The organism is Pseudomonas sp. NY8896 (assembly GCF_039634505.1).
In genome coordinates this window covers 6,009,114-6,025,604 of record NZ_CP132350.1, presented here as the reverse complement: position 1 = coordinate 6,025,604, position 16,491 = coordinate 6,009,114, and the positions used below count along the sequence as shown (strand labels likewise).

Below are 16,491 nucleotides of genomic sequence, written 5' to 3'. Positions count from 1 at the left end.
GGAGCGGCCCCATCACACCGATATCAGGCCAATTCCTCGGCCTGATCCTCACGCACAACCGCCTTCACTTCATCCAGCCGGCTGATGAACTTCCAGTCCGCCTCGTCGATGTAGATGCCGTTTGGCCCGCTGCCACCTTCCAGGTCGATCGCCACGCGTGCCGATACCTGCGGCTTCACGCTCGCCAGAATCGGCACGAAGCCCAGCTGCAGGCTGGTTTCCAGCAGTGCCGCCTGGTTGCGTTCGTCGATGTCCGCCGCTTCGTCCAGGTAGTACGGCAGGCGAATGCGACCGGCCAAGTCGCGGTCCATCAGGTGCAGCAACAGGTACATGTTGGTCAGCGCCTTGATGGTCATGGTGGTGCCGTTGGACGCTGCGCCGTCGATGTCGGCGTGGATGATCGGCTGGCCGTTGACCTTGGTGATCTCGAACGCCAGCTCGAACAGGTCCTTGAGGCCCAACTGGTTGTGGTTGGCTGCCACCAGGCGTGCCAGGTATTCCTTGGCCTCTTCGTTCTTGTTGTCCTGATCGGCACTTTGGGTCAGGTCGAACACCGACAGGGTTTCGCCTTCTTCGTACTGGCCGGCACTGTGGATGATCTGGTCGATGTGCTTGAGCGCTTCCTTGTTCGGCGCCAGTACCACACGGAAGCTTTCCAGGTTGGACACCTGGCGCTTGTTGATCTCGCGGTTGAACAAGGCCAGCTGGTGCTCGAGGCTGTCGTAGTCGCTGCGGATGTTGCGCAGGGTACGGGCGATGTCGGTGACTGCAGCGCGGCGGGCCTTGGCCAGGGTCAGGGCCTCGTCGGTTCGGTGCGCATAAGCGTTCACCAGCAACTGCAGGCGGCGTTCCATGTCGTCTTCGCTGTCGAACTTGGCCACGCCTTTCAGGCGCACCTGGGCGTACAGCGCCTCGATCTGGTTATCCACACGTTGCAGGCCTTGCCAGCTGTCCTGGTAGTCGTTAAGCAGCGGCAGCAGGTTGTCCATCGAGTCGTCGATGGCTTCCATGAACGGCGTGCCGTAGGGCAGGTCGGCCGGTAGCAGTTGGCGACGACGCAGGGCGTCTTCCAGGGTGCGCTGCTTGGACTCCAGGTCACCAAGCTGCCTACCGACCAGCTGCAGCTTGGCCGACAGCTGCTGGACACGCTCGGTGAAGGCATCGCTGGAGCGCTTGAGTTCGTCCTGGGCGGCTTCCAGTTGCGACAGCTGTTCCAGCTTCTCGGGCTCTTCGGCGGCCAGGGTTTGGCTGCGGCGGAAGTCCTCCAGCGCTTTCTGCGCATCCAGCACTTCCTGGTACAGGGTTTCGGTCTGCGCTTTGGAGGCGGAGCGGTCGGCGGCCACGGCTTGCTGGGTCTTGAGCTGCTTCAGCTCTTTTTCCAGGCGCTCTTTCTGGTCGCGCAGGGCGGCGCGGTCCGCCAGGGCTTGCAGTGCCGGCGGGTCGATGTGGGTCAAGTCGATGGCCAGGCCCGGGGCTTCGAAACGTTCGCCCTTGAAGCCATCCAGCACCGCTTCCAGCGTTTTCACCCACAGGTCGCTGTCGTCCAGCTCGATGCCACGGTCGCCCAGCGGCAGGCTGAACAGTGCGCCGTTGAACAGGCGCATCAGGCGGTCGACGTCCTGCTGCGAGAACTCTTCGCGCAGGCGGGCGTAGCTGTTGTTGTCGGCGTGGTCCAGCTGCTGCTTGACCTGCTTCAGGCGTTTTTCCAGGTCGCGTACGCGCTCGTCCAGGTCTTCGGCACTGAACTGCCGCGACTGGGCCAGGGCGCCGGCCAGTTCGTCGTGGGCGTCCTTGGCCGCCAGCAACTGCTGCTCCAGCACCTTGACGTCATCGACCAGGGCGAAGCGGTGCTTGAGCACCGACAGCTCGCCCAGCCAGCGCTGGATACCGGTGATTTCACGTTCCAGGCGCATCAGTTCCTGGGTACCGCCGCGCTGATCGTTCTGCAGGCGGTCCTGCTCGCCACGGTAGTGCTCGGACTGGATGACCAGCTCTTCCTTGCGCGCCATGGCGTATTCCTGCCAGGTGCCCAGCAGGGTGTCGAGCACAGGCGAAATGCGGTGCAGCTTGCCGCGCAGGATGTCGCGCTGGGCAACACCACCAGCCAGGGCCTCGACCAGTGGGCCGGCAGCAACCAGGGCGTTGTAGTCCTGCTCCATGCGGCGTACGTCGCGGAAGGCCTCTTCGCACGCCGCGATGTAGTCGACGCTGCCTGAACGCAGGCTGTGCTCGAACGCGTCGAGGAACAGCTGCTTGAGCTTGGCCGCGGTGATTTCGCGCATGTGCAGCAGGTTGATGAACAGCGCGCGGAAGGTTTTCAGGCTTTGTTCGCTGGTGGAGCGCAGCGGGATCATGGTCAGGTCCAGCGGCACCGAGGTGTGGCCGCCAACCAGCAACCGGCGCAGTTCGTCCGGCTTCACTTCATAAGCCTTGATGCCAAGGCGCTCGAGGTTGGTGAACAGCTCTTTCTGGCGTAGGCAGGTGTCGTTTTTCTGGTAGTGGGCCAGGTCCAGTTCGCCCTTGTAGGCGAAGAACTGGTGGCCGAAACCGCCACCCGGGCCGCGGCCGACCACGCCGATCACGTGCGGGCCGTGGGGCAGGCTCAGTTCGCAGAGAATGTACGAGGTGTCGCTGGCAAAGTAGAAGCGGCGCGACTGCTCGAGGCTGTACTTGCCGAAGCTCATGTCCGACATGCGCGCCAGGATAGGGAACTGCAGGGCGTTGATCGACGCCGATTTACCCAGGTTGTTGGCGCCGTACACCGACAGCGGGTGCTCCAGCGGGAACAGGCCAAGGCTGTAGCCGGCGGTGTTGAGCAATGCGAAGCGGCGGATGCCGTAGCGTTCCTGGCTCATGCGTCAATCTCCTGTTGCTCTTCGCGGATGGCCCGGGCCAGCGCGTCCTCTTCGCTTTCCTCGCCCTCGAAGGGCGTGAGGTCGAGCGGGTCGTCGGTGCGGTTGAGTTCTTCGGGGCTTTCTTCTTCGACCAGTACCGGGGTCGGCAGCGGCAGGTCGCTGTGCAGGGTGGCGGCTAGGTCGCGGTCTTGCTGCACCGAAAGGCACACATCGAGGAAGCGATGCATGGGCGGCAGGAAGCGGTAGATACCGCCTTCCTCGTGGGCGAAGCCGAGCTGGGTCATGCGCCGCAGGATTTTTTCTTCCAGTTCGTCCACGGTCTGCACTTCGGCCTGCAGGAACAGGTCGCGGTACTTGTCCAGCAGCGAGGGCAGTTCGTCGCGGCCAATGCTGCCGCCGTCGAGCACGGCCATCGGGTCACGGCCCTGGTCGGCAAGATGTTCGACCAGGATGAAGGTGAACAGCGACAGGCGCTGCGCGGTCTTGTTGACCTGGGCGGCGGTCATGTCCGGGACGAAGTAGTAGAAGCCACGGGTGTCGCACACCAGTTCGAAGCCCAGGGCCTTGAACAGGGTGCGGTACTGGTCCTGGAAATTCGACAGCTGCGCATACAACTCGGGGTCGCGGCGGCTGACGTGGAAGCCTTTGAACAGCTCGCGGAAGATCGGCGCGAGCTGGGACAGTTCGGAAAGATCAAGATGCATGGGCTGGGCTCGCGTTGGATTCGGTAGGCGCGCTGGCGGCGTCTTCGCGGCTGGAGGTCAGGGCGAACGAGCGCAGGCTGACCAGGTGTTCCTGAGTGGTGTACTCGCGGCGGTCGAGGCGTTCGCGCTTGAAGCGCTTTTCCCGCGACAGGCGCGAGAACCAGTACAGCAGCTCGTCGGTCGCGCCTTCGGGCTCCTGCTCAAGCAGCCAGACCATCAAGTCGGGCAGCGGCAGGGCTTGTTCGCAGCGTTCGGCCATTTCCTTGACCGTGCGCGGGGCGCGGGGCAGGGCACCGGACTGGGTCTTGTGGGCCTTGGGGAAGCGCGCCGGCTTGGGCTCGAAGCGGGCCAGGGCGTAAACGTAGGCCTCGACCTGGCTGGCACTGCCAAGGAAGGTGCTTTGCGGGCGGGTGAACATCGGCATGGCCGCTTGCGGCACGGCATCGATGCCCTTGCGCCGGATCACCGACAGGGCCAGTGCGGCGCCACGGGTCACGGCATTGTGCCGGCGTGCTTCTTCGCGCAGCGGCAGTAGCAACTCGCGGGCGTGGCGCAGCGTCAGCTGGGCGCTGGTCTGCATTTCCAGGATGCGTGCGTGGGTACGCAGCAGCATGTCGTCATCGACCAGGTGGCCCAGGCGCGCCTGTTCGCCCAGCAGCTTCAACAGCACGGTCTCGACCTTGCGTACGCCCTGCTCGAAGGCGCCGTCGGCGTTGACCAGCTGGATCATCGGCTCGACGTATTCGTCCCAGGTGGCGAGTACTTCGGCATAACGCTGGCGCAGCGGAATCTGGCGGTTGCTGGTCTTGGCCCGTTCGGCCACGGCTACCAGCGCCTGCTCGTCGTTGTCGAGTTTTTTCAGCACATCGCGCACGCGCATGTCGAGCAGGCGCAGCTGGCGTGCCAGGTCGTCGCTGTCGCGATTGTCGAAGGCATCCTGGATGTGCCCGGCCAGGCGTTCCAGGTGGCGCAAGTACGCTTCGATTTCCAGGCACAGGCCCAGCCGGTGTTCGCGGCGCAGGTAGGCGAGGAAGTCGTGGATCTGCGCGTTGAGCTCGAAACGGTTCGGGCTCTTGGCAACCGGGACCAGGATATCCAGGCGGATCCACACGTCGAGTAGCTGGGTGATGTCCTGCGGGGTGCTTTCGAGCTGCTGGCGGGCCACATGCTGGCGCAACTCGACCAGGCTCAGGGTGCCCTGGTCGAAACGCTCGCACAGCGGCTCGATCAGGGCCCAGTGTTCGGCTAGGGCGCGCAGGACGCGCTTGGGTTCGATCATTGGCTTCGACTCGTTGCCAAGAAAAAGGGGGCGATTGTACTGCATCCCGGGGGGAGGTTTTCACCCCTTGGTCTGTAATGAGGGATAACCTTATGGCTAGTAGGTGTATGGCGTTGTTTTTGGGGCGTTTTTGAGCGCGAGCGCCGCACCGGCGGCGCTCGGTCTGATAGGCGCTGCAAAAACCAAGGCGTACACGTTAGAATGCCCAATTGTCTTCACCCCTCGGATACCCATCCCTTGCTCACCGAACCCCGTCGCCGCGCCTACCTTTCCGCCATGCAAGTGGTGCACTGGTTGCCGCGCGCCGAACTGCCGTTCGCCGCACCGTCGCGGCCGGAGCTGTTGTTGCCGGTGGCGACGGTCGAGGATGTCGATTTCGAAATCAGGCCGGCATCGGCTGCAAATGACGCTCCCGCCACACCCCAGGCCCGTTCCGGCGAACGGCCGAAAATCGAGATCCCGCGCCCGAACAGCGCGCCCAAACCCGCCGCCAAGCCGGTCGAGGCCGAAGAGCAGCCGGCGGCACCCCGCCCGGCGCCCGTGCCACCTCCACGCTTCTCGTTGCAGTTGCTGCGCACCGGCAGTTGCCTATTGCTGGTGGAGTTGGCCACAGGCCAGCCGTTCCAGAGCCGCGACCCGTCCTACCTGCTGCTCAAGGACATGCTGCGTGCCGCCGGCCTGCCCGACGCCCCGCAGATCATCGGCGAGCCTGTGCGCTGGCCGCTGCTGGTGCGCGGCAACATGGACCAGGGCCCGGAGGCCGCGCGCGATTTCGTCCAGGGTTTTGTCCAGGCCCGCCTGGAAGACGCCCCGAGCACCTGTCTGTGGCTGATTGGCTTGCCGGCACTGCGCTTTGCCGCCAATGCCGATGCCGAGGCCTATTACCAACCCCTTAAGCTGGACGGCCTGGGCGACGCCTGGGCGCTGCCGGGCCTTGAACTGTTGATGGACGAGCCGCAACGCAAGGCGGACGTCTGGAAAGCCATGCGCCAGCTGATGGCGCGCTGGAAGAGCGTTGAATGAGTGACTCGATCAGTTTCCGCCCGATGACCGAGGCGGATCTGGATGCCGTGCTTAAGATCGAATATGCCGCGTTCAGTCATCCCTGGACCCGCGGAATCTTTCAGGATGCGCTCAAGTCGTACGAGGTCTGGCTGATGTTCGACGGCCAGCAGCAAGTGGGCCATGGCGTAATCAACGTGATCATCGACGAAGCCCACCTGCTCAATATCACCGTAAAGCCGGAAAACCAGGGTTGCGGCATGGGCCTGCGCCTGCTCGAGCACCTGATGGCCCGGGCCTACCAGCTCAATGGTCGCGAATGTTTCCTGGAAGTACGCGCCAGCAACCAGTCGGCTTATCGTCTATACGAACGTTACGGTTTCAACGAAATCGGCCGGCGCCGTGACTATTATCCGATTGCTGGTGGCCGTGAAGATGCCCTGGTGATGGCCTGCACGCTGCTTGAGGATTGACCTGGCTTAATCGATAGCAGCCACGGCGTGGTTTTCTTTGTTCTCCAAGCACGGATGGCTTAAGGATGAAAAAACTGCTTCTTGTAGCAGGCCTGTTGATTGCCGGGGCTGCTCACGCCGATGAGCGCGACGTGTGGATGTTCGCCCAGTGGGCTGGTGACCATCAAACTCGGCCCTTTCGTGAAATGCTGGTCGATGCCCGTCTATATGGGGTAGTGCCTATCCATCAGTTGCTGCGGTCGGCCTCGGACTGGAAGCTGTGCCGAGCGTCGCCTTTCGCCGTGCCACCCGCCGGCAATTGGCCGGCTGTGCGCACCACCCTTGCGTTGATCAAGACACTCGATGACCAAGGCATCCTGCGCCAGTTCGAGGTGGTTTCGGCTTACCGTGAGCCGCGACTGAACGCCTGCGCCGGCGGGGCAGCGAACAGTGCGCATATGCGCGCTTTCGCCGTCGATATCTTGCTGCCAGCCTGGGCCGACCCCAACCCGCTGTGCCGTTTCTGGCAGCAGCACGGGCAGGCCTGGAACATGGGCCTGGGGCGCTATCCTTCAGGCCGCATTCACGTGGATACCGCCGGTTATCGCACCTGGGGTGGCGATGGCAGTGCGGGGTCGTCGTTCTGCAACAAGCCCAAATGAGCCAGAGAGCGCCGGCATTCGTCCATTACCCACTCGGCGAAGCGCTGGCGTTTGCTGTTGTCGTCCAGGGGCAGTGGGCTAAGCAGGTGATAGGCCGAGCCGTCGCGCACAAAACCGTAGGGGGCCTGCAACTGCCCGCTGTCGAGTTCGTCGCCCACCATCAGGGCTGAGGCCATGGCCAGGCCCAGGCCGGCGCTGGCGGCCTGGATAGACAGGTAGAAGTGCTCGTAGTCGCTGCGTTCGTTGTGCAGTGCCTGCTGGCCGCTCAGGCGCAGCCAGGTGGGCCATGCAGCGGGGCGGGTGGTGCTGTGCAGCAAGCGCTGGCCGTCCAGTTGAATGGGGGCGCCGGGGTGGCGCACCGGGCCGATCCATTCGTCACAGATTTTCTGGTTGTACAGCTGGTTGCCCCAGTGGAAGTCGTCGCGGCGGATTGCCAGGTCGACACCGCTGCGGGCGAAGTCCAGCGGCCCGCCTGCGGCCACCAGGTGCAACTGCAGGTCGGGGTGTGCAGCATGGAAGCGGGGCAGGCGTGGGATCAGCCAACGCATGGCGATGGTCGGCTCGCAGGACAGCACCAGCACATTGTCGCGGGCCTGTTGTTGCAAGCGCTGCACGGCGCCTTCGAGTTGTTCGAATATTGCCTGGGTAGTGCCTTGCAGGGCTCGGCCGGCGGGGGTGAGGAAAATGGCCCGGTTACGGCGCTCGAACAGCTCGACGCCAAGGCTTTCTTCAAGCAGGCGTACCTGGCGGCTGACCGCGCCGTGAGTGACGTGCAAGTGTTCGGCGGCGCGCACGAAGTTCTCGGTTTGGGCGGCGATGTCGAAGTAACGCAAGGCATTTAATGGCGGCAGTTTCATGGTCTTCCTGCTGGCCTGAGCAAGCGTTTGCACAGGTTAACGTTTTGCTTGTCTGTGAGGAAAACTATCAGATTTACAGCACTTTAAATCGATTTTTACTCTTCTATAAGCACTCGATAATAACGCGGTCTGCGCATTTTCATCGCCTATCGAGAGCCCCTCAGCATGACCGAACTAATTGCCGTCGCCTTGTTTACCCTGCTCGCCGTCATCAGTCCTGGCGCCGACTTCGCCATGGTCACTCGCAGCAGTTATGCACAGGGCCGCAAGGCCGGGCTGGCCGCCGCAATGGGTATCGCCCTGGGGGTACAAGTGCACGTGCTGTATACGGTCTTGGGCATTGCCGTGGTTATCAGCCAGAGCCCGGCGCTGTTCCTGGGCATGAAAGTACTGGGCGCGGGCTATCTGGTTTACCTGGGCTACAAATCGCTTACCAATACTCAACGCATCAGCCTTGAGGGGGGCGGTCAATCGGCCGCCAGCATGGTGCAAGCGCTGCGCACCGGCTTTCTGACCAACGCCCTCAACCCCAAGACCATGTTATTCGTCATCAGCGCCTTCACCCAGGTGGTGCAACCTGGTAGCCCATTGAAGCAGGCATTCGCCTACGGCGCATTCATGTCCTTTGCCCATTGGCTTTGGTTCAGCCTGGTCGCAGTGTTTTTCTCCAGCACAGCATTGCGCAAGGCAATGATCGACCGTCAGGTGCTGGTGGACCGCGTCATTGGGCTGGCGTTGATCGGGCTTGGCCTGGCAGTGGCGGTGGCCGGTATCCGTTGAGCGGGGATGATTGCATGTTGGGGTGATGGCTATTTAGGATAGAATCATTCCCATTTGCGAAGCTTCGCGATGATACCAACCCCATCTGCCGCCGCTGAGGCCTGCCTGTGAGCCCGGAAATCCTTCACGAAGCTGCCGAATGGCTGGTGCGTCTGGAGGGCCAGCCGAGTGGGCGCGACCGTGAGGCGTTCCGTGCCTGGTTAGCGCAGGACAGTGAGCATCTGGAAGCATTCCAGCGCATGCATGAAACTCTGGGCCCCATGCAAGTGCTCAAGCAGGCGCCTGCATGCAGCGCGCAACTGAGCTGCAATCAGCAGCGCCTTTCGAGCCGGGGGCTGAAGGCACTGGCCTTGATCGTGGCCGTGGTATTGGCGCTGTCATTGGCGCTGTAGCTGCAGCAGGGGCCAGCCTATCGCCAGGCGACAACTTTTTCGTAGGCAAAGAAAAAGGGCTTACCTTGCGGTAAGCCCTTCGTCTTGTTTGGTGGCTACACAGGGACTTGAACCCCGGACCCCAGCATTATGAATGCTATGCTCTAACCAACTGAGCTATGTAGCCGATGGCGCGCATTATTCTCTTGAACGGCCCCCCTGTCAACACTCATTTCAAAAAAAATTTGCACGCTTTCAAAAACTTAGCAGCCAGCCCCTGTTTCAGCGCACCACAAGCCAGTGTCCCAGCACGCCCTGCAGTTGCAGATGCTGGGCGTCAGCCAGGGATTGCAGGCTTTCGCCAGGCCGGTCGAGATTGAAATCGCCGCTCACGCGTCGATGCGCCACTTGTTCATCCATCATCCACAGACGCTGCCCTTGGTAACCGGCAAGGCGTTCCAGCACTTGCCCCAAAGGCATGTCGGTGGCTTTCAGGCGACCGCTGCGCCAGCTGTCGGCGGTCTTCAGGTCGGCCTTCTGCACCGGGTCGATGCGCATGCCATCGAAGGTCACCCGCTCACCCGCCGAGACCATGCGCTGCTCACCGCCCTGGGTGACCATGGCCTTGCCACTGAGTACCACGAGTTCGTCACGCCCGGCATGGCGGGCTACCTGCAGGCGGGTGCCGTACACCTGGATGCGGGCGTTGCCGACTTCTACCTCCATGGCTCGCCCGTCGAGCATCACTTCCATGAACACCTGGCCCTGCACCAGGTGCAGCAGGCGGGTGCGCCCGCGCAGGTCGACGTTCATCGCGCTGGCGCTGTCCAGGTTCAATGTCGTGCCATCTGCCAGGCGCGTGCTGCGGCGCTCGCCCACATCGGTGTGCAGCTCACTGGCCAGGCGTTGCATCAGCGGCCAGTACAGGTAGGCTGCGGCGCCCAAACCAAGCAGGAATACAACCGCCAACCATTTGCCCAGGTGGCTGCGCTGCACAGCGACTTGCCGTGGGCGAGGGCGAGCGGGGGGTGGTTGCAGTTGTTGCCAGAACGTTTCCAGCTCGGCATAGGCGTGTGCGTTCTCAGGGGCTTGGCACCAGGCCGCGAATGCCTGGCGCTGGGTGTCGTCGCAACCGGGCTGGCGCAGCAACGAAAACCACTCCAGCGCTTCCTGCTGTGGGTCGGGCTGCAGTTGCTTGGCGGGCATCGGGCTCATGGGTTCGGTCTGCTCACGATAGGGGCCGTTTCGCCCAACGATGACAGGGATAATGAGCCAAGGATGCTAATTATATTGAGAACCATTTTCAAGTACGTTGCGACAGAGGGATAAAAAAGGTAGCTATGTATCTATTTGTTTCCCGATAATCGGATCCCAAACCTGAGGACGGAGATTTAGGCAAATGGCCACCAGTAGTGCCTCCACCGCATCCACCGCTGCAACGGCCAACCAGGCCACACCGCTGGTGATGCGCATCATCGGTTTCTGTGCCTTGGCGCACTTGATCAACGACCTGATCCAGTCGGTACTGCCGGCGATCTACCCCATGCTCAAGGCCAACTACGACCTGAGCTTCGCCCAGATTGGCATGATCACCCTGACATTCCAGATCACCGCCTCGCTGTTGCAGCCCTGGGTCGGCTTCTTCACCGACCGCCGACCGACGCCCAACCTGCTGCCCCTAGGCACCCTGTGCACACTGGTGGGCATCGTGATGCTGGCCTTCGTCGGCAGTTTCCCGATGATCTTGCTGGCGTCGGCGCTGGTGGGCATCGGCTCGTCGACCTTCCACCCGGAAACCTCGCGTATCGCGCGGTTGGCTTCGGGTGGGCGTTTCGGCCTGGCCCAGTCGACTTTCCAAGTGGGCGGCAACACCGGTTCAGCACTGGGCCCGCTGCTGGCGGCGGCCATCGTCATTCCGTTCGGTCAGACCCACGTGGCCTGGTTCGGCCTGGCGGGGCTATTCTTCCTCGGTGTCACCCTGATGCTGCGCGGCTGGTACAAGGAGCACCTCAACCAGGCCAAGGCGCGCAAGGCGGTGCAAGCCACCCACGGCATTTCGCGCAATCGGGTGATCGCGGCGCTGATCGTGCTGGGCCTGTTGGTGTTCTCCAAGTACTTCTACATGGCCAGCTTCACGAGCTACTTCACCTTCTACCTGATCGAGAAGTTCGGTGTATCGGTGGCCAGCTCGCAGCTGCATCTGTTCCTGTTCCTCGGCGCGGTAGCAGCGGGCACCTTCTTTGGCGGGCCGATCGGTGACCGTATCGGGCGCAAGGCGGTGATCTGGTTCTCGATCCTGGGCGTGGCGCCGTTCACCTTGGCGCTGCCGTATGCCGACCTGTTCTGGACCACGGTACTGAGCGTGGTGATCGGTTTTATCCTGGCGTCGGCGTTCTCGGCCATCGTGGTGTATGCGCAGGAACTGGTACCGGGCAGTGTGGGCATGATTGCCGGGATCTTCTTCGGCTTGATGTTCGGCTTTGGCGGCATTGGCGCGGCGCTGTTGGGGTATGTGGCAGACCTGCGCGGTATCGAGTATGTGTACGGGCTGTGCTCGTTCCTGCCATTGTTCGGGCTACTGGCGGTGTTGTTGCCGAGCACCGGTAAGCGCTGATGCAAGCGGGGCTGCAAAGCAGCCCCGACGATTGACGATTGGGCACCCTTGGCCTAGAGTGCCGCCTCTTTTTTTCAACCACCTGCGTAGTAGCCAAAGCAATGTGCCGTACCCAATCCCTGCCCAGCGCCCGCCAGCCTGCCTTCCAGGCCCTGCGTCGTGCATGGCCGAGCGACACGGTACTCAAGCGCCGCCGCAGCGTGCTGTTTGCCTTCACCTTTTCGCCACACCTCGCCTGAACTGATCTGCGCTTTTGCGTCGCTCGCCGCCCCGGCGTGCGCGCCTGTGTCTGCACGTCTTTTCGGTTTGCAAGGAGTGGTACATGAACATGCGTTTACTGGCGGGCCTGTTGTTCGCCGTTTCGGTTGTGGGTTTCAGCCTGGGGGCCAGCTTGCCGCTGGTGTCGTTGCGCCTGCATGAGGCGGGGGCAAGCACCCTGGAAATCGGCATCATCTCGGCCATCCCTGCCGCAGGCATGATGCTCTCGGCGTTTCTGGTCGACGCCTGTTGCCGTCATCTCACCCGGCGCACCATCTATCTGCTGTGTTTCAGCCTGTGCACGGTCAGCATTGCCTTGCTTGAATCGGCTTTCGGCTCGCTGTGGCTGCTGGCGCTGCTACGCCTGGGGCTGGGGCTTGGCATGGGGATCGCCATCATCCTCGGCGAGTCGTGGGTCAACGAACTGTGCCCAGAGCACAACCGCGGCAAGATCATGGCCCTGTACGCCACCAGCTTCACCGGTTTTCAGGTGCTTGGCCCAGCCATGCTGGCAGTGCTGGGCGCAAACAGCCCCTGGATAACGGGTGTCGTCACGGTCTGCTATGGGCTGGCGTTGCTGTGCATCGTGCTGACCGTGCCCAACGACCATGTCGAACACGAAGAGGGCGAAAAGAGCTTCGGCCTAGCCGGGTTTTTCCGTGTGGCGCCGGCGTTGTGCATGGCCGTGCTGTTCTTCTCGTTCTTCGATGCCGTGGTGCTGTCGCTGCTGCCGGTTTACGCCACCAGCCATGGTTTTGCCGTTGGCGTGGCGGCGTTGATGGTGACAGTGGTGTTTGCCGGCGACATGCTGTTCCAGCTGCCGTTGGGCTGGTTGGCCGACCGGGTCGAGCGCACCGGGCTGCACCTGGCGTGCGGGCTGGTGGCGATGGCGATCGGCATCGGCTTGCCTTGGCTGCTGAACCTGACCTGGCTGCTGTGGCCGCTGCTGGTGGTGCTGGGCGCGGTGGCAGGGGGCATCTATACCCTGGCGCTGGTGCTGATCGGGCAGCGCTTCAAGGGCCAGGACCTGGTGACAGCCAATGCCAGCGTGGGCTTGTTGTGGGGCGTGGGCAGCCTGGTGGGGCCGTTGGTCAGTGGGGCAGCCATGAACGTCGCGCCGCATGGCTTGCCCATGGCGTTGGCACTGATGGCCGGGCTGTTCGTGTGCTTTGCCAGGCAGTCGTATCGGCGTGCAGGGCGGATGCGGGCTGTGGCGGAATAATGCCCCTCACGCCGCGCCGATGCTCACCCAGTAGCGGGTCCTGTAGTCGACCCGCACCGGCAGGCTGCGGCTGAGCAACTGCAGGATTTGCTCGGTGTCGGCCAACTGATAGGTGCCTGAGACCTTCAGGCCCGCCACCTCTGGAGCGCAGCGCAACAGGCCCGGGCGGTAGCGGCCGAGTTCGCTGACAAATTCGGCAAGTGGCATTTGTTGCACGCTGAGTACCCCGTCAGTCCAGCCCCAAGGGTCGCTGTGCAGCGCCAACGCCTGGATGCTGCCGTTGGTCCCGACTTGCAAGGTTTCACCTGGCAGCACCTGCCTCGGTGAGGCCGAGGCAGGGAACAGCGTGACTTCACCTCGACGCACCGACAGCAGCAGGCCCTGGCTGTTTTCACGCAGCAACAGTTGGCCATCGACGGTGGTCAGCGGACCGATACGGGTGTCGATGTGGAACGGGCGGTTGTCATTCGGGTTGCTGTCCAGGCTGATTTCGCCCCGTATCAGCTCCAGCTGGCGTTGCTGCGCGCTGAAGTGCAGGTCGATGGCGCTGGCAGTGTTGAGCTGGATACGGCTACCGTCAGTACTTTGCCACTGGCGCCGTTCACCCGTGGCGGTGCTGCTGTCGGCCAGCAGTTGTGGCAGGCCCAGCGGTTCGCGTGCGGCCCAGCCCAGGCTGCCGCCTACGGCCAACAGCCCCAGCAACTTCAGGTGGTCCCGGCGGCTGACGCGTTGGCGCTGGCTACCCTCCAGGGTGCGTCGGCTCAGGTCCTTGGGCAGCCCGGCCAGCTCGTCGCTTAGATGACTGACCCGCTGCCAGGCCAAGGGGTTGTGCGGGTGGCTGCCCAGCCACTGCTGAAACTGCTGCTCGGTACGCGCGCTGGGGCTGTCGAAGCGCAGTTTCACCAACCAGTCGATGGCCTGATCGACCTGCACCTGTGCCGGCGTATCATCAGGCATCGGCATAGCGCAACCGATAGCAGACACCCAGGGCCTTGGCCAGATCGCGCTCGACGGTGGCCCTGGACACCTCCAGGCGTTGGGCGACCTGCACGATGCTCAAACCGTCGAGCTGTGCCAGCAGGAACGCCTGGCGCACGCGCGGCTTCAACTGGTGCAAGGCGCGGTCGAGGCGTTCCAGGCTATCGAGGATGACCAGCCTGTCCTCTTCGCTGGGCACTTCTGCTTCGGGCAGGTTAGCCAGGCTTTCCTGGTAAGCCCGTTCCAGCGCGCGGCGGCGGAACTGGTCGATCATCAAGCCACGGGCGATGCTGCTGAGGTAGGCGCGCGGCTCCTTCAGCGGCGACACCTGGCGGGCGCGCAACACGCGCACGAAGGTATCCTGCGCCAGGTCTGCGGCGTGTTCGCTACAGCCGACCCGGCTGCGCAACCAGCTGCGCAGCCAGGCATGGTGGGACTGGTAGAGCAGAGCGACCTCGGTCGGTTTGAGCGTGTCGTTGAACTGCATCGTAGCGAAGGCCCGGTCCCGTGATGTGTGCGATTGTGAATAGTTCTCAATTCTATGCGGGGAGGATGGCGCGGAGCAATGGTATGCCAGGAATTAGCCGCGCAAGAACCGGCGTTTGCCCGATGAGCGGCTGCGCTAAGCTGGACCTGCAATCGACTTGACGGAGTTGCCATGATTCTGGCCGACCTTTCCCCCGAGGCCTACCGCGAGGCCACCGCACACCTGGCGTCACTTGACCCGGACTGGTCGCGGCACATTGCGGCGACCGGGCCTTGTCTGCACCAGGCCACCTCGGGACGTGAGCCTTACGAAGCGTTGGTGCGGGCGATTGCCTATCAGCAGCTGCACGCGCGTGCGGCGGAAGCGATCCTGGGGCGGTTGCTGGCTCTGTTTCCGGCGAATGCCTTCCCGCAGCCAGAGCAGTTGCTGGCGGTTACCCCGCAAACCTTGCGGGCCTGCGGCTTCTCGGCGAGCAAGTTGGCGACGATCCAGGGTATCGCTCAAGCCAGTCTGGAGGGCTTGGTGCCGACGCGGGAGCAGGCGTTGGCCATGGCCGACGAGGCCTTGATCGAACGCCTGGTGGCGCTGCGTGGGGTAGGGCGATGGACGGTCGAGATGCTGCTGATCTATAGCCTTGAGCGATCGGACATTTTGCCAGTGGACGATTTTGGTGTGCGTGAAGGGTACCGGCGGCTCAAGGGGCTGGAGAAGGCGCCGACACCGGCGCAGATGCGCTCGCTGGGGGGCGCTTGGCGGCCGTTTCGTACGGTGGCGGCCTGGTATCTGTGGCGTGCCTGAGGCTATTGCATTGCCCGTTGCGGCCCTTTCGCGGGCCAGTACAGGCGACAACTTATCTGGATGCTGAACCATGACCCTCTACACCACCCCCGACCAACGCTGGCAAGCTGTCGAGTCCCGCGACGCCACCGCCACAGGCCACTTCGTGTACGCCGTACGCACCACTGGTGTGTACTGCCACCCTGGCTGTAAATCACGCCTGGCCAAACGCACGAACGTCGATTTCTACGACACCCCCGCTGCTGCCGAAGCCGCGGGCTATCGCGCCTGCAAACGCTGTATCGGCAAGGCCAGCACCGCCCGCCATCGCCAGCTGGTCACCCGCGCCTGCCGGCTGATCGAAACCAGCGACCCCGCGCCCAGCCTCGACCAGCTCAGTGCGCAACTGGCCGTCAGCCCCTTCCACCTGCACCGGCTGTTCAAGGCCGAAACCGGCGTTACCCCCAAAGCCTACGCCACGGCCTTCCGCGCCCGTCGCTTGCGCGCGCACCTGGAAGACGGCCAGCGCTCGGTCACCGATGCCATCTACGACGCCGGCTACAACTCCAACAGCCGCTTCTACGAAAGCGCCGACCAGCGCCTGGGCATGCGCCCACGGCAGTACCGCGCCGGCGGTGCCGGGGCTACCCTCCATTTTGCCTTGGGGCAGTGCTCGCTGGGCGCGATTCTGGTGGCCCAGAGCGACAAGGGCATATGCGCGATCCTGCTGGGTGACGACCCCGAAGCCTTGTTGAACGCCTTGCAGGACCAGTTCCCCAAGGCTCACCTGATAGGCGGTGACAGCGCCTACGAACGGCTGGTCGCCGAAGTGATCGGTTTCGTCGAGGCCCCGGCGCTGGGCCTGGCCCTGCCGCTGGATGTGCAAGGCACCGCGTTTCAGGAGCGAGTGTGGCAGGCCCTGCGCGAGGTGCCGGCCGGCAGCCGGGTCAGCTACACCGACATTGCCGAGCGCATTGGCGCGCCCAAGGCCGTGCGTGCAGTGGCCATGGCCTGCGCGGCCAACCCCATTGCCGTGGCCATCCCCTGCCACCGCGTGGTGCGCCGGGATGGCGACATCAGCGGCTACCGCTGGGGCGTGGAGCGCAAAGAGCAATTGCTGAAGCGAGAGACGGCACTCTCCTGATTGCCAGAAGCCGCGTAGAATCCACCGCCAAATCGAATTGTAAAGAGGA

The 16,491-nt window shown here is 63.4% G+C and carries 17 protein-coding genes and 1 tRNA gene; 10 read left to right on the top strand and 8 right to left on the bottom strand.

The features are described from left to right. Window positions 1–23 precede the first annotated feature (23 nt). From mksF to mksB, 3 genes are read right to left on the bottom strand one after another with little or no spacing between them, the layout of a single operon-like run. Complete coding sequence (mksF, locus tag Q9451_RS27200; protein ID WP_012270437.1) at window positions 24–2,855, bottom strand: Mks condensin complex protein MksF; 2,832 nt, start codon at window positions 2,853–2,855, stop codon at window positions 24–26. Continuing rightward, window positions 2,852–3,559, bottom strand: coding sequence for an Mks condensin complex protein MksE (gene mksE / locus Q9451_RS27195; protein ID WP_012270438.1), 708 nt, complete (start codon window positions 3,557–3,559; stop codon window positions 2,852–2,854). The genes mksF and mksE overlap by 4 nt, the downstream gene beginning before the upstream one ends. Next, a complete protein-coding gene (gene mksB, locus Q9451_RS27190) occupies window positions 3,549–4,838 on the bottom strand; it encodes an Mks condensin complex protein MksB (RefSeq protein ID WP_012270439.1) in 1,290 nt (429 codons plus the stop codon). Before mksB ends, mksE begins: the two co-directional genes overlap by 11 nt. 237 nt (window positions 4,839–5,075) lie before the next feature. Here mksB and Q9451_RS27185 point away from each other — a divergent pair, with 237 nt between their 5' ends. From Q9451_RS27185 to Q9451_RS27175, 3 genes are all read left to right on the top strand, one after another. Then, window positions 5,076–5,861: a hypothetical protein gene (locus tag Q9451_RS27185; protein WP_041166369.1), complete on the top strand. Its 786-nt coding sequence runs from the start codon at window positions 5,076–5,078 to the stop codon at window positions 5,859–5,861. Next, on the top strand, window positions 5,858–6,313 hold the full coding sequence (rimI, locus tag Q9451_RS27180; RefSeq protein ID WP_012270441.1) for a ribosomal protein S18-alanine N-acetyltransferase: 456 nt from the start codon (window positions 5,858–5,860) through the stop codon (window positions 6,311–6,313). The genes Q9451_RS27185 and rimI overlap by 4 nt, the downstream gene beginning before the upstream one ends. Before the next feature lie 65 nt (window positions 6,314–6,378). Then, a complete protein-coding gene (locus Q9451_RS27175; RefSeq protein WP_012270442.1) occupies window positions 6,379–6,954 on the top strand; it encodes a DUF882 domain-containing protein in 576 nt (191 codons plus the stop codon). On the opposite strand, the gene Q9451_RS27170 is transcribed toward Q9451_RS27175, so the two are convergent. After that, window positions 6,894–7,811, bottom strand: coding sequence for a LysR substrate-binding domain-containing protein (locus Q9451_RS27170; protein WP_012270443.1), 918 nt, complete (start codon window positions 7,809–7,811; stop codon window positions 6,894–6,896). The two genes, Q9451_RS27175 and Q9451_RS27170, sit on opposite strands and share 61 nt — an antisense overlap. Window positions 7,812–7,976: 165 nt before the next feature. Between Q9451_RS27170 and Q9451_RS27165 the strand changes: the two genes are divergently transcribed. Further along, window positions 7,977–8,591 (top strand): LysE family transporter, encoded by a 615-nt coding sequence (locus Q9451_RS27165; protein WP_012270444.1) that lies wholly within the window; start codon window positions 7,977–7,979, stop codon window positions 8,589–8,591. A gap of 107 nt (window positions 8,592–8,698) precedes the next feature. Further along, a complete protein-coding gene (locus Q9451_RS27160) occupies window positions 8,699–8,983 on the top strand; it encodes a DUF4880 domain-containing protein (RefSeq protein WP_012270445.1) in 285 nt (94 codons plus the stop codon). Window positions 8,984–9,072: 89 nt separating this feature from the next. On the opposite strand, the gene Q9451_RS27155 is transcribed toward Q9451_RS27160, so the two are convergent. Next, window positions 9,073–9,149 (bottom strand) — tRNA-Met (locus Q9451_RS27155). A 95-nt stretch (window positions 9,150–9,244) separates the two neighbouring features. Further along, window positions 9,245–10,177, bottom strand: coding sequence for a FecR domain-containing protein (locus tag Q9451_RS27150; RefSeq protein WP_012270446.1), 933 nt, complete (start codon window positions 10,175–10,177; stop codon window positions 9,245–9,247). A 184-nt stretch (window positions 10,178–10,361) separates the two neighbouring features. Between Q9451_RS27150 and Q9451_RS27145 the strand changes: the two genes are divergently transcribed. From Q9451_RS27145 to Q9451_RS27135, 3 genes are all read left to right on the top strand, one after another. Next, a complete protein-coding gene (locus Q9451_RS27145; protein ID WP_012270447.1) occupies window positions 10,362–11,576 on the top strand; it encodes an MFS transporter in 1,215 nt (404 codons plus the stop codon). 101 nt (window positions 11,577–11,677) lie between these two features. Next, window positions 11,678–11,815 carry a hypothetical protein gene (locus tag Q9451_RS27140; protein WP_171577253.1) on the top strand — a complete coding sequence of 46 codons (138 nt, stop codon included), beginning with the start codon at window positions 11,678–11,680 and terminating at the stop codon, window positions 11,813–11,815. Between the two features lie 83 nt (window positions 11,816–11,898). After that, window positions 11,899–13,056, top strand: a complete 1,158-nt coding sequence (locus Q9451_RS27135; protein WP_012270448.1) for an MFS transporter — start codon at window positions 11,899–11,901, stop codon at window positions 13,054–13,056. A gap of 6 nt (window positions 13,057–13,062) precedes the next feature. On the opposite strand, the gene Q9451_RS27130 is transcribed toward Q9451_RS27135, so the two are convergent. Continuing rightward, window positions 13,063–14,019: a FecR domain-containing protein gene (locus Q9451_RS27130; RefSeq protein ID WP_012270449.1), complete on the bottom strand. Its 957-nt coding sequence runs from the start codon at window positions 14,017–14,019 to the stop codon at window positions 13,063–13,065. Continuing rightward, the gene (locus Q9451_RS27125) at window positions 14,006–14,521 is read right to left on the bottom strand and encodes a sigma-70 family RNA polymerase sigma factor (protein WP_012270450.1); all 516 of its coding nucleotides are present in this window, start codon (window positions 14,519–14,521) and stop codon (window positions 14,006–14,008) included. Before Q9451_RS27125 ends, Q9451_RS27130 begins: the two co-directional genes overlap by 14 nt. A gap of 171 nt (window positions 14,522–14,692) precedes the next feature. Here Q9451_RS27125 and Q9451_RS27120 point away from each other — a divergent pair, with 171 nt between their 5' ends. Together Q9451_RS27120 and ada are read left to right on the top strand one after the other, a co-directional pair. Then, window positions 14,693–15,319, top strand: a complete 627-nt coding sequence (locus Q9451_RS27120; RefSeq protein ID WP_012270451.1) for a DNA-3-methyladenine glycosylase — start codon at window positions 14,693–14,695, stop codon at window positions 15,317–15,319. Between the two features lie 70 nt (window positions 15,320–15,389). Further along, window positions 15,390–16,442: a bifunctional DNA-binding transcriptional regulator/O6-methylguanine-DNA methyltransferase Ada gene (ada, locus tag Q9451_RS27115; protein WP_012270452.1), complete on the top strand. Its 1,053-nt coding sequence runs from the start codon at window positions 15,390–15,392 to the stop codon at window positions 16,440–16,442. Window positions 16,443–16,491 lie beyond the last annotated feature (49 nt).

Coding starts and splice junctions, on each gene's coding strand:
- Q9451_RS27175 (WP_012270442.1), top strand. CDS start 6,379: ATGAAAAAACTGCTTCTTGTAGCAGGCCTGTTGATTGCCGGGGCTGCT.
- Q9451_RS27130 (WP_012270449.1), bottom strand. CDS start 14,019: ATGCCGATGCCTGATGATACGCCGGCACAGGTGCAGGTCGATCAGGCC.
- Q9451_RS27150 (WP_012270446.1), bottom strand. CDS start 10,177: ATGAGCCCGATGCCCGCCAAGCAACTGCAGCCCGACCCACAGCAGGAA.
- mksF (WP_012270437.1), bottom strand. CDS start 2,855: ATGAGCCAGGAACGCTACGGCATCCGCCGCTTCGCATTGCTCAACACC.
- rimI (WP_012270441.1), top strand. CDS start 5,858: ATGAGTGACTCGATCAGTTTCCGCCCGATGACCGAGGCGGATCTGGAT.
- Q9451_RS27120 (WP_012270451.1), top strand. CDS start 14,693: ATGATTCTGGCCGACCTTTCCCCCGAGGCCTACCGCGAGGCCACCGCA.
- Q9451_RS27135 (WP_012270448.1), top strand. CDS start 11,899: ATGAACATGCGTTTACTGGCGGGCCTGTTGTTCGCCGTTTCGGTTGTG.
- Q9451_RS27145 (WP_012270447.1), top strand. CDS start 10,362: ATGGCCACCAGTAGTGCCTCCACCGCATCCACCGCTGCAACGGCCAAC.
- Q9451_RS27140 (WP_171577253.1), top strand. CDS start 11,678: ATGTGCCGTACCCAATCCCTGCCCAGCGCCCGCCAGCCTGCCTTCCAG.
- Q9451_RS27170 (WP_012270443.1), bottom strand. CDS start 7,811: ATGAAACTGCCGCCATTAAATGCCTTGCGTTACTTCGACATCGCCGCC.
- Q9451_RS27125 (WP_012270450.1), bottom strand. CDS start 14,521: ATGCAGTTCAACGACACGCTCAAACCGACCGAGGTCGCTCTGCTCTAC.
- mksB (WP_012270439.1), bottom strand. CDS start 4,838: ATGATCGAACCCAAGCGCGTCCTGCGCGCCCTAGCCGAACACTGGGCC.
- ada (WP_012270452.1), top strand. CDS start 15,390: ATGACCCTCTACACCACCCCCGACCAACGCTGGCAAGCTGTCGAGTCC.
- mksE (WP_012270438.1), bottom strand. CDS start 3,559: ATGCATCTTGATCTTTCCGAACTGTCCCAGCTCGCGCCGATCTTCCGC.
- Q9451_RS27165 (WP_012270444.1), top strand. CDS start 7,977: ATGACCGAACTAATTGCCGTCGCCTTGTTTACCCTGCTCGCCGTCATC.